Here is a 14,378-nt window from a genome sequence, read left to right as displayed (position 1 = left end):
GAAAATTAAAAATAAACAGATGGATAGGTTTAAAATTTTCTTTATACTACTGCTTATTTCCACATTTGTAAGTGCCCAGAATTACGAAGGGATAGATAATTATGTGCGAAGTCTTGATTTCGGAAGAAATGTTGATTTACATAAAATGGCAGATGAGATTACAGCCAAAAGCAACACCGAAAAAGAAAAGCTACGTGCTATTTTTGTATGGATAGCCCACAATATTGAGTACGATGTAAAATCTTTCCGGTCGGGAAAGATACCCAATTCCACTGCAATCGGAGTTGTACAAAAAGGCCGGGCAGTGTGTGAAGGATACAGTAATTTGTTTGAGAGTCTTACTGCAAATGTAGGTATTAAAGCGCTGATTGTTTCGGGTTTTAGTAAAGGTTATGGGTATCAGAATCGCAAGAAACTTGAAAATGCCGATCATGCATGGAATATAGTTCTGGCCAATAATGAATGGCATTTGATAGATGCTACGTGGGGTGCAGGACATTTAAACATGCGGGGTAGATATGTTCCTGCTATGCAGGAAAAATATTTTCTGGCAGATCCGGCATTTTTTATTACAGAGCATTTGCCTGAAGACCCGGCTATGCAGTTGCTGCCATGCCCCATTAAACCCGATGAGTTTCTCAAAGACTCAAGCGAGGTGTTAAAAATTGCCCGCAGTAAAGAAAAGTGCTACAATTATAAAGATACCCTGGCAGCATTTATTAAACTGGATTCAGTGCAGCAAAAGATTGCCTCAGCAGAAAGAATGTATCGGTACTTTAGCAAGAATGTTTATAAGCCGGCAATACTAATGAATCAGGCTGCTTATGCTTATTCAAAGCCACTCAATGATGAATCACTCGACCTGCAAACAAAACTTCAGCTTGCACATAAAAGCCTTAAATATTACCGTAGAGCAGAGGAGATGTTAAGCGGAGCACTGAATGCCAATGAAAGAGTTTTACGAAAAATGGTAAGGAAAAATATTGCCAATGTGGAAAAGTTTATAGACTTTTATAAAAAGTAGAATCGACAAAAACTGCGTATGCGTTACTTATCTTTATTATTATTGCTCTTTTCAACAATAATTGCCAGGTCCGATGGGCTGGCCTTGATTGAGGATGATCAAAACCGGCTTTTTGTTTTCGACAACGGAGTTTTTAAGCAGGTAGAACACAATAAAGTGCTGCAAAAACATATAGGTGATGGCTTTATGGCCTATATTGATTTTATGAATGATATGAAAGTATACTATGATGGTAAGTTAACGGAAGTGGCTGAAAGCATAGAATCATTTGTTGCAACTGATAATCTTATTGCCTGGAAAATTTCTGGATATCTTTATGTTTGGCAGGATGGTATCACTAAACAAATCTCCCGGGATGTACGCATGATGAAAGTTAAAGGAGAACTTATTTTTTATGAAGATGTTTTTGATAATGCCCTGAAGATTTATTATAAACATAAAGTATATCTTTTTGCACAAAATTATTACTCGCTCCAAACTAAAGCACTTGGTATGGGCAGAGGAAGCCTTGCTGTTTTAGATGGTAATGAGGAGCTTTTTGTGTTTTCCAAAGGACATATGCATGTAATGAAATTCACCCAGGAGCGTATATTATTCAGTGCGGGAGAGAGTGGTATTTTGGTGAAAAGTTATGATACAGGAGCTTTGGAATTTATTTCTGGTGAAAATATCCAAACGCTTGAATACTATCCGCCTACCTGGTTTAAAACAAAATATAACTGGCAGGTTTGGGTCGATCAATCGGGGAACTTTTATTATTGGAATGGAAAACAAAAAGAGTTATTGACCTATCAAAAGCCTAAAGTAATAAAATACAGTCCGGAAGCTCTGTTGTTTGAGAACGGTAATCAGTTGTATACGCTGCGTAATGGCACCGAAACTTATGTGTGTGACTATATTCCTGACGTTTATAAATTTTATAACCGTTTTTTTGTTTTTTATAACCGGCAAAACCAGGTTGAGCTTGTAGAAAATGGTAATGCTAAGGTGATTAGTACAATGCCCGGTGTTAGTTTTGATCTTTACTTTGATGTTATTGTACTAAAGGAAGGAAGAAACAGACGTGTCTATTACCAGGGGAAAACCTATACTTTGTAAAAAAAGAATTGTGGTTACAGCTTTCAATTTAGTTTTCTTACCAAACATTAGATGGGATTTATCATCCGTTTAGTTGCTTAATAATTCAAGTTAAAACAAATGCAAAAAACAAAGGGCCTCGTTTGAAACGAGACCCTTTAAAATGCAATTTACTTTTTTTGATTATCAAAAGTTCTTACTGCCTTTTATTCCTGTTTTTCAAGCATCTTTTTTATGGCTTTCACCTGCTTTTCTAATTCATCAATTCTTGCTTCTTGTTTTTTTATAATGGCGTTTTGTTCATTAACCGTTTGTTTTTTATTCAGGTAGGGATCAACGAAGCTGCTTCCCGGCAGTATTTTTATACCTGTGGTATCAGGAAACTCGGGTGGTTCTCCCGTGATTACATTGAAACCTCCCAATGCCTTGAATTCGTAAGGGCTGGTGTGCATCATTTGTATACCTTGCGAGGATAGATTCAGGTATTGAGTACCCTGACCTTCTTTTCCTGGACTCAATTCTTCTACTGCAAAGCCACTCCGGTTTGGATAATCCGGACCGGAATTCGGAACATAAAATCTTGTACTGTCCGGGGATAGCCTGAAGAGATCATAAGAGCCTCTTTTACCACTGGTGAGTCCACCAACCGCAAAACCACCCTTTTGGGCTTTCCCTATTGATTCCTGCACATATATTCTGGTACTGTCGGGCGAAACTGTAAACAAATTGTAAGGTATACTTTTACCACTGGTTAGCCCACCTACGGCAAATCCACCCTTTTGAGCTTTTCCTGTCTCTTCTTTTACATAAATGCGCACACTGTCTGGTGCCACCTTAAAATAATTGGTAACCGTTTTATCTTTTCCTCCGGTAAGTCCGCCAACTGCAAAACCACCTTTAAGCCCTTTCGATGACTCGTCAATGTGTATCTCAACCCCATCTTCGTACACAGAAAAGACAGGCATTCCCTGACTGTTGCGTACTTCGAAAATTGGATCGGTTTCGCCATAGGATTCATCACCTTTTATCAGGAGTTTTGGCGTTCCCGGTACCGTGCCAATGGCCAGCTTATCTTCCATAAGCGTTAGGGCCCCTGTTGAGACCCAGCTGCTGCCATTAAAAGTTAAGATTTGTCCTTGAACACCTTCAGGCATTGAACTATTGGCAGCATGCAAAGCATAAGGTACCGCTAATAAAGGTGAAACCCCTATTGTGGTATAATTTGCTCCTGCATCAAATGAAACCGCTGTAGAAAGCAAGTATGCTCCGCTACCCCAGTTTATTGTACTGTAATCTCCTGCTATTGGATCTCCTGCTCCAACCTGGATTGAAAACTGGCCGAAGTCGTTGGTGATTATCTCATGTATTTCTGTGTATACAGGCAGCTCGTTCATATCTAAAATTGATAATTCAAGCATGGCTGTTGCGTTTGTCATGAGTGTGCCATCCTGGTCTCTTATCACGCCCTGATAATTGAATGTGTTTGGTTGCGCATAAATACTCAGGGTAAAAGCAACCAAAATCACTGTCAGTAAGTTTTTCATGTCGATTTGTTTTATTGTTTTATGACTTTAATTTGGTTCAAAATTTTCTCTTTGTTTTGTAAATGCAAATAATATATGCCCGGTTTCAAATCCTGAACGTTTATAGTTGTTCTGGCATCGCCATTTAAATGAAAGGTTCTTTGAATTTGTCCCAGGTTGTTATATACCAGAATTTGATATTCTGATAAACTTGTTTCTTCTACTATAATGTGTAATAAGTTGGAAAAAGGGTTAGGGAATACTTGCAGATGATTTTCTGTAATTATTTTATTTATAGCATTTCCATTATTGATGGCACCTGACTGGAATCCCTGTTCAATGTATAGTCCTTGTGCATCGGAATAGAACGTTCCGGATACGACTTCACCTAAAGTCCATGACATCTGAAATGCTAAATTCTGATTAATGTAACTATCCCCTGCAGTACTAACTACGTCTTTTGTGATAGACTGTGAGAAAATATTTACAGTACTGAATAAAACCAGTGTGGTGAGTAAAAGTGTTCTCATTTTTATGTGTTTTAATTGATATAGATTTGTATTATTTTTTCTGTTATATAACTTAGAGGATAAACAGATTGTAGCTATGATTGTTTAAAATGCACTGGAACTGTTATTTAAGTGTAAAAATATTGGGTCAGCAACAGTTATTATTTAATTTCAGCGATTATTTAAAGATAATCAAAATTATAAACGGATGAAAATAGAATTCTTACTAGCACTCTTGTTTTTGTCGATAGTGACAAATCAACTCTCTGGTCAGGATGTGAAGCAAGAACGGGAAGTGTACGTCGACAAATCAGTTTTCCCGGAAGCAGCTTTATCTCAGCTGAACCAGGTTTCAGAAGCAAAACAACTGCGTTACATTAGAGAAACAGATGGAACAAATGTTTCATATGAGGCTAAATTCATTTGGAACAAACAAAAACTCAGTGTTGAGTTTTCACCTGACGGCACCCTCGAAGATATTGAAGTAATTATGCAAAAAAGAGATATCCCTCAAGAGTTGATGGGTAAAATAGACAAGCAGTTTAAAAAGCTATTTAAAAAATATAAAATTACAAGGGTTCAAAAGCAATATAAACCAAAGACCGACAACAATGCAAGTGTGCTTCATTTTTATCTGCAAGGAATGCTGGAGAAATTTGATATTAACTACGAAGTTAAAGTACGTGTAGTGGAGAAAAATGGGCAAGAAATTGGAGCTTATGAGATTTTAATAAGCGATGAAGCTCAAATCTTACAAAAAAGAAAATTTGAAAAAGTAACAGATGACAATGTGGTATATTAAACGGTTTGTATTTTTTTTACTTCTTGTAATAAATGTGAGTATGCTCTGGGCAGGCAATGATCCGGATTTTTATTGGGAACCCAAATTATCTTCTTCCTATGATATTTCTACCAGGTATACACTCCAGGCGGGTCTGAAAATTCGTCAGGATTTAAAATGGGGTGCTTCCGGTTATTCAGGAATTAGAAAAGCCGAGGGGCAATTTTTTATTACCAGAAAAACCTTTACAGGTAATAAATTGAGTTTAGGTTATGTGTATTCCGGGAACGATCAGTTTAAACCATCAGTAAGGATTGAAAATCGCGCTACACTGCAATATAGCTTTAAATCATTGTTGCTGGGAAGTAAATTTAGCCACCGCACAAGATTCGAAAACCGCCTGTACCCCGATGATTATGTCATACGGTTGAGATATAGATTGAGCTATAGCGCACCCATAAGCGGTGATCGGCTCGACGAAGGAGAAATGTATTGGATTGCCTCCAATGAAATACTTTGGAATTTAAACAATAAAAGCCAGGATGTAGAAGACCGATTGAGCGTAGGAGTGGGCTGGTTGCCTTCTAAAGATCAAAAACTGCAGCTTGCACTCGAATATCGAGGCTCTGATATCAATACCAGTAAAGTGGGGCATGCTGTTTTTATCGCCACTTCATTTTATTTCGGGATATAAAAAAAGCCTGAGACAACTCAGGCTTCTTTGTAGCGAGACCCGGACTTGAACCGGGGACCTCATGATTATGAATCATGCGCTCTAACCGGCTGAGCTATCTCGCCATTATTTTTAATGCGGGTGCAAATATATAGAACTAATTTCTTTTTACAAGAGACAGACCGAAAAAAATGCAAATAATTTTCATGCTGACCTGTATTAATTATCATATTTTTTTTATATTGCAATGAAATGAATATAAATATATTGCTGATATGTCAAAAGATAAATATACGTTGGAATATCCTTTTAATTCTTCCCCGAAAGTTTTGTTTAACAGGCTGAGTACAGCAAGTGGATTGTCAGAATGGTTTGCCGATGATGTGTATGTTAATGATAAAACATTTACATTCGTATGGGATGGTATGGAGCAGAAAGCACAAATGTTGGTACGCAAAACACCTGAAATAGTAAAGTTTAAGTGGCTCGAAGATAAAGATGACGAGCAAATAAATGATACAGACCCTTATTTTGAATTTAGAATTCGAAAAGACGACCTTACCGGTGAAACTGCCTTACTAATTACTGATTTTGCCGAAGACGAAGAAAAAGATGATGCCATTGAGCTTTGGGATACTCAAATTGATGCACTCAAACATAAATTAGGGCTTTAACGTTTTTGCCACCATGCAATGAATTCCAGGCTGAATTGTTGTGGCCAATTGGCCAGCAGCGAGCACTTTTTTTATAAATTATTTAACCCTCCGAACATCCAAGCAGTTTCTTATCACGCTCTTGTGCCATACTTCGATCCTCATAAGCTTATCGCAGATAAAACCCCGGAGTTTTAGATGATACACAGCGTGTTTAGAAAACTTTATCGTGGATCTTTCATCCCTAATTAAAAAGTGCTATTTTTGTTTGCTAATAAAGAATTCGCGGGTGAAAAAACTTAATCTGTTTATATTAAAGTCATTCATTGGCCCTTTCATTGCCACATTTTTTGTAGCTATTTTTGTATTGCTCATGCAATTTTTGTGGCGATATATTGATGACATAGTTGGCAAAGGGCTTGGATTCGATATTGTTGCTCAATTGTTGGGCCTTGCCAGTACCACTATGGTACCTACAGCTTTACCGCTTGCTATATTGCTTTCTTCTCTTATGACTTTTGGAAATTTGGCCGAACATAATGAGCTGGTAGCCATGAAAGCGGCCGGTATATCGCTGTTTCGAATAATGCAGCCCCTGATGTGGTTTGCGGTTCTTACAATGGTGGGTGCTTTCCTTTTTTCAAATTACGTACTGCCTGTCGCTAATCTTAAAGGACGAACTTTAATATACGACATAAAAAAACAACCGGCTGAAGTTATGATACCGGAAGGTAGCTTTTACAACGGAATCGACGGCCGGTCCATTAGAGTTGCTAAAAAGGATGATGATACTAATATGATGTATAATATCCTTATTTATGATCACAGCGAGAATAGAGGAAATAATTTCGTAACGCAAGCTGACTCTGGCACGCTTGTTTTTACAAAAAACAGAGATTATCTCATATTAACACTCTTTAATGGAACATCTTACGATGAAAAGAAACCCAAACGTGGACGCGATGCATTTGCTTATCCAATGGAACGCATAATCTTTCAGAGAGAACAATTATTATTCGACCTTACAGATCTTGATATGGAACGATCGGATGAGGATTTGTTCAAAAATAATTATCAAATGCTGAGTGTTGATCAGCTTACTTACACAATTGATTCACTCAATGTAGAAACAAGTGCCCGTAGGGATAAATTTACGCAAAACCTGCTCCAACGGAACTATTTTAAACGATTGAATAAAGACCAGGATGCACAATTAAAAACTAATTTTGCAGATTTAGAACGCCAACCCTTTGATACGCTTTACAATCAGTTTAATTCAAGAATGAAAACCATTCTTGTATCTTCTGCTCTAAGCTATGCGCGTTCTGCACAGACACAACTTCATAGTGCATCTATAACCATGAGCAACAAAAAGTCATGGCTCAATAAACACAAAATTGCCTGGCATAAGAAATTTACTTATTCCTTTGCTTGTTTGTTGCTATTCTTTGTTGGAGCGCCTTTAGGAGCCATCATACGAAAAGGAGGTATGGGTTTACCTACTGTAATCAGTATATTACTTTTCCTGTTGTATTACATTATTTCCATAACAGGTGAAAAATACGGTAAAGAAGGTGCTGCTGATCCTACCATTGGTATGTGGGTGGCTACAATAGTTTTTATACCCCTGGGTGTTTATTTAACCATTCAGGCTTCAAGAGACCGCGTTGTATTTAATATCGACAAGTATATTGTTCCAATTCAGAATGCAATAACCCGTTTTATGGCGTTCAGGCGTTATCGTAGAATGAAAAAGCGTTAAGGCAAAACCGAAAAATAATCGTATGCAGATACTAATGTTGGCCAATAAAATGCCCTATCCACCTAAAGACGGAGGTTCTATAGCCACACTCTCTATGGCTAAAGCTTTTGTGAGCTTGGGGCATCAGGTAACTATATTGGCAATGAATACTCATAAACATTTTTTTGAAGTTGAGGATTTACCAACCGATCTAAAATCGCAGATTGACTTTTATACCGTATATGTTGATACCTCCATAAAACCTCCAGAGGTTTTAACCAATTTAATATTCTCACGTTTGCCGTATAACGCAAAGCGGTTTATTTCTTCAGCATATAAACAAAAACTTGTAAAGCTGCTCCGTGAAAAACAATTCGATATTGTTCAGCTCGAAGGCTTATATCTTTATCCCTATATTGGGATTATACGCAAACATTTTTCAGGGCCTGTATCCTTCAGAGCACATAATGTAGAACATGAAATCTGGCGCAGAAGCATCACAAATCAAAAGCAGGGAATTAAAAGAATGTACATGAAAGTGCTAACCCATCGGTTGGAGCATTTCGAGGTGCGCTCACTCAATAAATTTGATTTGTTGATACCCATTACAGAAAGAGATGGACATGTTTTCGAATTTTTAGGAAATAACTCGCCCAGGTGCATTGCACCGGTAGGTATTGATCTTGAGAATTATAAATATCAGGATCCGGGTAACTATACAGCAGATTTGGCTTTTATAGGTTCTCTGGACTGGATGCCAAATATTGAAGGTATCAACTGGTTTTTAGAAAAAGTATGGCCAAAAATTCTTAAGCAAAACCCCAATGTAAAATTTCACATTGCCGGAAGAAATGCCCCCGCGAAATACGAACACAAGGTGCACCGCCAAAATGTAATTTTTCACGGAGAAGTTGATGATGCCCTCGAATATCTTAACCAATACGCCTTCATGGTAGTTCCGCTATTGTCAGGCAGTGGTATGCGTGTTAAAATTGTTGAGGGAATGGCCACCGGGAGAGTTGTTTTTACCACATCTATTGGGGCTGAGGGGCTTAATGCCGAAGATAAAAAGCAAATCTTTATTGATGATGATCCCTCAAAAATGGCTGAAACAATAGTTGAAACAATTACAAAACCTGAACAGGTGACCGAAATTTCAAAAAATGCAAGGTCATTTATTGAAAATGAATTTGATAATACTGAAATCGCACAAAAGCTAATCGACTTTTTCAAATCTCATTTAAACAGAGCAGAGGCATGATTTATCTTTTTTGGATACTGCTTTTTTTAGTGATGTATAGTTATGCAGTTTATCCTGTGCTGTTGTATTTATTTGGGTTTTTTTTTGGTAAAAATCGACATTTACCGGCTATCCCCGATTCTGAAAAGTTGCCGGAAATAACATTGCTCGTAACGGCCTTCAATGAAGCCGAATTAGTGGATGAGAAAATAAGCAACTCGAAAAGGCTCAAATACCCGAAAAATAAATTGAAATTGCTTTGGGTTACTGATGGTTCTAATGACTGCACCCCACAAAAAGTAGCTACTTACCCTGAGGTAATGTTAATGCACGAAGACACCCGAAGAGGTAAAATACATGCCATGAACAGGGCTGCACGGGCAGTTGAGTCCGATATTATTGTATTTTGCGATGCCAATACCTTTTTAACCGATCATACGCTGCTTAATATTGCCCGTCATTTTCAGGACCCACGCGTTGGGTGTGTAGCTGGTGAAAAGCAAATAATAAAAGGTCAAAAATCTGCTGCCGGGGCAGGAGAAGGAGCATATTGGAAATATGAGTCTTTGATTAAAAAACTTGATTACCGTTTTAATACAACCCTGGGAGCAGCCGGTGAGCTTTTTGCAGTGCGCAAAGAATTATATCAGCCAGTTGAGTCAGATACGGTACTCGACGATTTTATTATATCTTTAAGGGTTGCAGCGCAGGGCTATACAGTGGCCTATGAGCCAAAGGCAATAGCAAGGGAGTATCCATCATATAGCGTTTCAGAAGAGATGAAACGGAAAGTAAGAATTGCTGCCGGCGGATTTCAATCACTAAAACGACTCAGTTTTTTGTTAAATCCACTCAAATATCCACGATTGGCTTTTCAGTTCCTGTCGCATAAGGTCTTTCGTTGGTTGATTTGCCCGCTGGCTCTTGCCTTGTTGATACCTGTTCACATTACCATATTGGTTTATAACCCCGAAGCGCCGCTGTATTTAATGCTGGGCATAGCGCATCTTATGGTATATTTTACAGCCTTGCTTGGCTGGATTATGGAGAGCTACTACAAACTGCCTTCCTGGTTCTTTTTGCCATACTATTTTGTGAGTACAAATATTGCTCAAATACGCGGGTTGGCAAGGTACTTGAAGAAATCTCAATCAGTTAACTGGGAAAGAGCTAAAAGAGCTCATTAAAAATATTAATTTTGCAGCAAAATAAATTATATGAGTAACCAAAACAATACATACCATCTGAATACTATTCCTGAAGCTATTGAAGAGATTAAAAAAGGAAATATCCTGATCGTGGTTGATGATGAAGATAGAGAGAACGAAGGCGATTTTATTATAGCCGCCGAGCTAATAACAACCGAAAAAGTTAATTTTATGGCCAAGTACGGCCGTGGTCTGATCTGCGCACCCATACCCGAAGGCCGCTGCGAAGAGCTTGACCTGGAATTGATGGTTGGGAAAAATACGGCTTTACACGAGACACCCTTTACGGTATCTGTAGATTTGCTTGGTCATGGCTGCACCACAGGTATATCGGCAGCTGACCGCGCGAAAACCATTAAGGCGTTGGTCGAGGAAGAAACTACAGCGGAAGATCTGGGGCGGCCCGGACATATTTTCCCGCTTAAAGCAAAAGAAAAAGGTGTAATACGTCGCGCAGGCCATACTGAAGCTGCGGTAGATTTAACCCGGCTCGCTGGGCTGAAACCCGGAGGCGCACTGGTTGAAATTATGAACGATGACGGTACCATGGCACGCCTGCCTGAACTGCTGCAAATAGCTAAAAGATTTGACCTGAAAATTATTTCTATTAAAGACCTTATTGCCTACAAACTCCGCAAAGAGAGCTCTGTGATACAAGGAGTAGAGGTCGATATGCCTACAGAATTTGGTCATTTTAGGCTGATTCCATTTTTACAAAAAACCAATGGCGTAGAACATGTTGCTTTAATTAAAGGTGAATGGGACGAGAGCGATACTGTCCTGGCCAGGGTGCACAGCTCATGCGTTACAGGCGATATTTTTGGTTCCAAAAGATGCGATTGCGGAGAACAATTGCACAAAGCCATGAAAGCCGTTGAAGAAGAAGGTAGAGGAGCCATAGTATATTTAAGTCAGGAGGGCCGCGGTATAGGACTGATGAATAAAATTAAGGCTTACAAATTACAGGAAGAAGGTTATGATACTGTGGAAGCAAATGAAAAGCTTGGTTTTGATCCCGATGAACGTGATTACGGTATTGGAGCACAAATACTACGTGAACTTGGCGTGCGCAAATTAAAATTACTTACCAATAACCCTGTTAAGCGGGTTGGCCTTGAAGGCTATGGTATTGAAATAATAGAAAATGTACCCATTGAGATAGAACCTAACCCGCATAATATGTTTTATCTCAAAACCAAACGGGATAAAATGCATCATCACTTTAAGTTCTTTCAGTACGAGGTTGATGAACTTAAGCAACGAGACCTAAAGGAGCAAAAAAAGTAAAACATCGCGCGGATGAGTTGAAAAAACCTGAGAAATTTCGGCTGGCATAAAAAATTACTTAATTTTACCTAAATTGAGCGATTTTCGCTCACGATAAAGAAATTGTATGCCTTTCACCTCACTTATTCGGTGAAATCCGACAATTTCTAAATCGGGGTTAACCCTAAGTAAAGCGCTTTTTCACTACGTTCAAACCGCTCAACTTAGGCTTTATAAGGTTTATCATAAATATTCATGTTGTATGTCGAGATTAAGGGACTTTTTTAAGTTGGGTGGCAGCCTGAGACGGAAAATGCTTTTTTCTTTTTTTCTGACCTTTTTATTAATCCTTGGGGCAGTTTTATCCTACCTCACAATAAAAAGTGAGCAACTGGCATTGAATAATGCCCATGAACTAACACAATCATATGCCAATGGATATGCCAAAAATATCCAGAATCGGTTAAACATAGACATGGGTATGGCCCGTGCCCTTGGCCATGCATTACATGGATTTACCGATTTACCCGTTAAACAACGTATGTCGGTAGATAGTAACATGATGTATAATATTGCAAGCCGTAATGACGAGTTTTTGGCAGTATGGACAATTTGGGAGCGCCGGACTTTTGATACATCCTGGACACTACCATATGGAAGAGGAAGATTTACTATCTATAGAGAAAATGATCAATTAAAATACCGCGAAGAATTACTCGACCTTGAAGGTGATGACCTCGATGGCGCATATTATAAAATGAAAGTATCCAAAGAAGAAACGATTCTAAACCCATACTCTTTCACGTATTCCGGAAACGAAGAAGATGCCATACTTGAGACAAGCCTGTGCGTACCCATTCTTGAAAATGATGAATTTATTGGACTGGCCGGTATGGATATCAGCCTTGAAAATTATCAGAAAATAGTAAACCAAATTGAACCCATCGAAGGCAGCCAATTATTTTTGCTGGCCAATAATAATACTTTTGTAACCCATCCCGATGATAATATGCTGGGCGAATATTTTAATGAAGACTTCCCCACTTTAGCCGACACGTTCAATATTCAGCAACATGTGCGTGAAGGTGATTTTTTAAGCTTTGAGTTCGAAAATGGAAAGAGCCATTATTATGCTTTTGCCCCAATTTATATTGGAGAATCAACTACACCATGGTCACTCATGCTGCAAGTACCATTGGATACTATAATGCAAGAAGCCCGAAGGAGTGTTTATATTTCCCTCGTAGTTGGCTTGATAGGTCTGTTGCTCATGATGCTCATTGTCTGGCTTATTAGCCGTTCGGTAACAAGGCCAATAAAATTTACCACAAAGGTGCTGAGAAAATTGGCCAGGGGCAACCTTGATGACATTACAACCTTGAATGTAACTTCAAACGATGAACTCCAGGATATGTCCGATTCACTGAATACGCTGATGTCGGGTTTACAACATACAGCAGAGTTTGCCAGAAGCATTGGCAAAGGAAAGCTCGATACAGAATATAAGCTACTCTCTGACAACGATACTTTAGGACAAGCACTGCTTGATATGCAGGAAAGCTTGAAAAATGCCCGTATAGAACAGAAAAAACGAAATGAAGAGGAAGAAAAGCAAAATTGGATAACCGAGGGCCTTGCTAAATTTGGCGATATACTCAGAAAAAATAACGATAATCTCAAGCAGCTCTCGTTTAATATTATGAGAAACCTTGTAGATTATATTGGTGCATCGCAAGGTTGTGTTTATGTGAGAACAGATAATGAAGAAGAAGAAACGTATGAGCTTGCCTCAGCCATAGCGTTCGACAGGCGCAAGCTTCTAAAAGATGTTGTTAAACCGGGCGATGGGCTTATTGGCCGCGTTGTGCATGAAAAACTTACTATTTATATGACGGATGTGCCTGATGATTATGTTTACATAACATCCGGTCTGGGTGAGGCTAATCCAAAAAGTATTTTAATTGTCCCACTGATCTTAAATGACGAAGTTTATGGCGCATTGGAACTCATTTCATTTAAGAACTTCGAAAAATACCATATTCATTTTGTCGAGCAAATTGCAGAAAGCATTGCATCAACAATTTCCAGTGTGAAAGTAACTGAGCGTACCAACAGGTTACTCAAAGAATCGCAGCATCAAAGAGAAGAGCTATCATCGCAGGAAGAGGAGATGCGTCAAAATCTCGAAGAGCTAAAGGCTACACAGGAAGAAGCAGCAAGACGCGAAACAGAGATGAATGCCTTAATTGAAGCATTGGGATCTTCGGTTTTAATTACCGAGTTTGATATGGAAGGGAAAATACTGAATATTAACCAAAAATGTATCGACCTTTTGGGTATTCAGCCTGAAAAAATGCGCGGCAAACATCACAAAAGCCTTAGCCTCGATAACACCACTACTTCTTCGGCCTATAAAAAATTCTGGTCAGACCTGAATCGTGGAAAAACAAAAAAACGTATTTCAGAAGTAACAATTGCAGGCAAAACTAAATACATCGAAGAAACTTATATTCCGGTAACTGACGCTGAAGGTAATATTCATAAAATAGTGGGAATTGGCTACGATTTCACAAAGATTAAAGAGAAAGACAATGAAATTGACCGCCTGAAAAAGCAGATAGAGAACAACAAAGATGCTTAGTGGATGATCTAAATTCTGTCTTTGATTTGTTGTTAACAATCT

At 38.5% G+C, this 14,378-nt stretch carries 12 protein-coding genes and 1 tRNA gene; 10 read left to right on the top strand and 3 right to left on the bottom strand.

The window, feature by feature from the left end:
- Window positions 1-19 precede the first annotated feature (19 nt).
- Window positions 20-1,024: a transglutaminase domain-containing protein gene (locus ACTB0Y_RS05800; RefSeq protein ID WP_463205865.1), complete on the top strand. Its 1,005-nt coding sequence runs from the start codon at window positions 20-22 to the stop codon at window positions 1,022-1,024.
- Window positions 1,025-1,042: 18 nt separating this feature from the next.
- Window positions 1,043-2,122 (top strand): hypothetical protein, encoded by a 1,080-nt coding sequence (locus ACTB0Y_RS05795; RefSeq protein WP_463205864.1) that lies wholly within the window; start codon window positions 1,043-1,045, stop codon window positions 2,120-2,122.
- A 185-nt stretch (window positions 2,123-2,307) separates the two neighbouring features.
- Here ACTB0Y_RS05795 and ACTB0Y_RS05790 read toward each other — a convergent pair whose 3' ends face one another.
- Entirely contained in the window at window positions 2,308-3,645 is a 1,338-nt protein-coding gene (locus ACTB0Y_RS05790; protein WP_463205863.1) for a hypothetical protein, read from the bottom strand.
- An 11-nt stretch (window positions 3,646-3,656) separates the two neighbouring features.
- Window positions 3,657-4,154 carry a T9SS type A sorting domain-containing protein gene (locus tag ACTB0Y_RS05785; protein WP_463205862.1) on the bottom strand — a complete coding sequence of 166 codons (498 nt, stop codon included), beginning with the start codon at window positions 4,152-4,154 and terminating at the stop codon, window positions 3,657-3,659.
- A gap of 187 nt (window positions 4,155-4,341) precedes the next feature.
- Between ACTB0Y_RS05785 and ACTB0Y_RS05780 the strand changes: the two genes are divergently transcribed.
- Window positions 4,342-4,935, top strand: coding sequence for a hypothetical protein (locus tag ACTB0Y_RS05780; RefSeq protein WP_463205861.1), 594 nt, complete (start codon window positions 4,342-4,344; stop codon window positions 4,933-4,935).
- Window positions 4,922-5,608 (top strand): DUF2490 domain-containing protein, encoded by a 687-nt coding sequence (locus ACTB0Y_RS05775; protein WP_463205860.1) that lies wholly within the window; start codon window positions 4,922-4,924, stop codon window positions 5,606-5,608. Before ACTB0Y_RS05780 ends, ACTB0Y_RS05775 begins: the two co-directional genes overlap by 14 nt.
- Window positions 5,609-5,638: 30 nt before the next feature.
- On the opposite strand, the gene ACTB0Y_RS05770 is transcribed toward ACTB0Y_RS05775, so the two are convergent.
- Window positions 5,639-5,712: transfer RNA gene (locus ACTB0Y_RS05770), tRNA-Met, on the bottom strand.
- 150 nt (window positions 5,713-5,862) lie between these two features.
- On the opposite strand from ACTB0Y_RS05770, the gene ACTB0Y_RS05765 reads away from it, so the two are divergent.
- From ACTB0Y_RS05765 to ACTB0Y_RS05740, 6 genes are all read left to right on the top strand, one after another.
- Window positions 5,863-6,261: an START-like domain-containing protein gene (locus ACTB0Y_RS05765; protein WP_463205859.1), complete on the top strand. Its 399-nt coding sequence runs from the start codon at window positions 5,863-5,865 to the stop codon at window positions 6,259-6,261.
- A 268-nt stretch (window positions 6,262-6,529) separates the two neighbouring features.
- Entirely contained in the window at window positions 6,530-8,002 is a 1,473-nt protein-coding gene (locus ACTB0Y_RS05760; RefSeq protein WP_463205858.1) for an LptF/LptG family permease, read from the top strand.
- Window positions 8,003-8,024: 22 nt separating this feature from the next.
- Entirely contained in the window at window positions 8,025-9,242 is a 1,218-nt protein-coding gene (locus ACTB0Y_RS05755; RefSeq protein ID WP_463205857.1) for a glycosyltransferase family 4 protein, read from the top strand.
- Entirely contained in the window at window positions 9,239-10,408 is a 1,170-nt protein-coding gene (locus tag ACTB0Y_RS05750; RefSeq protein ID WP_463205856.1) for a glycosyltransferase family 2 protein, read from the top strand. Before ACTB0Y_RS05755 ends, ACTB0Y_RS05750 begins: the two co-directional genes overlap by 4 nt.
- A 30-nt stretch (window positions 10,409-10,438) precedes the next feature.
- A complete protein-coding gene (locus ACTB0Y_RS05745) occupies window positions 10,439-11,716 on the top strand; it encodes a bifunctional 3,4-dihydroxy-2-butanone-4-phosphate synthase/GTP cyclohydrolase II (RefSeq protein WP_463205855.1) in 1,278 nt (425 codons plus the stop codon).
- Between the two features lie 241 nt (window positions 11,717-11,957).
- Complete coding sequence (locus tag ACTB0Y_RS05740; protein WP_463205854.1) at window positions 11,958-14,336, top strand: GAF domain-containing protein; 2,379 nt, start codon at window positions 11,958-11,960, stop codon at window positions 14,334-14,336.
- Window positions 14,337-14,378: the final 42 nt, after the last annotated feature.

This window comes from Salinivirga sp., assembly GCF_055145285.1.
The sequence above is the reverse complement of the archived record's forward strand: the minus strand, read 5'-3'. Positions and strand labels throughout refer to the sequence as shown.

Excerpts from the sequence above, each read along its gene's own strand:
- ACTB0Y_RS05800 (WP_463205865.1), top strand. The coding sequence starts at position 20 with ATGGATAGGTTTAAAATTTTCTTTATACTACTGCTTATTTCCACATTT.
- ACTB0Y_RS05795 (WP_463205864.1), top strand. The coding sequence starts at position 1,043 with ATGCGTTACTTATCTTTATTATTATTGCTCTTTTCAACAATAATTGCC.
- ACTB0Y_RS05790 (WP_463205863.1), bottom strand. The coding sequence starts at position 3,645 with ATGAAAAACTTACTGACAGTGATTTTGGTTGCTTTTACCCTGAGTATT.
- ACTB0Y_RS05785 (WP_463205862.1), bottom strand. The coding sequence starts at position 4,154 with ATGAGAACACTTTTACTCACCACACTGGTTTTATTCAGTACTGTAAAT.
- ACTB0Y_RS05780 (WP_463205861.1), top strand. The coding sequence starts at position 4,342 with ATGAAAATAGAATTCTTACTAGCACTCTTGTTTTTGTCGATAGTGACA.
- ACTB0Y_RS05775 (WP_463205860.1), top strand. The coding sequence starts at position 4,922 with ATGTGGTATATTAAACGGTTTGTATTTTTTTTACTTCTTGTAATAAAT.
- ACTB0Y_RS05765 (WP_463205859.1), top strand. The coding sequence starts at position 5,863 with ATGTCAAAAGATAAATATACGTTGGAATATCCTTTTAATTCTTCCCCG.
- ACTB0Y_RS05755 (WP_463205857.1), top strand. The coding sequence starts at position 8,025 with ATGCAGATACTAATGTTGGCCAATAAAATGCCCTATCCACCTAAAGAC.
- ACTB0Y_RS05750 (WP_463205856.1), top strand. The coding sequence starts at position 9,239 with ATGATTTATCTTTTTTGGATACTGCTTTTTTTAGTGATGTATAGTTAT.
- ACTB0Y_RS05745 (WP_463205855.1), top strand. The coding sequence starts at position 10,439 with ATGAGTAACCAAAACAATACATACCATCTGAATACTATTCCTGAAGCT.
- ACTB0Y_RS05740 (WP_463205854.1), top strand. The coding sequence starts at position 11,958 with ATGTCGAGATTAAGGGACTTTTTTAAGTTGGGTGGCAGCCTGAGACGG.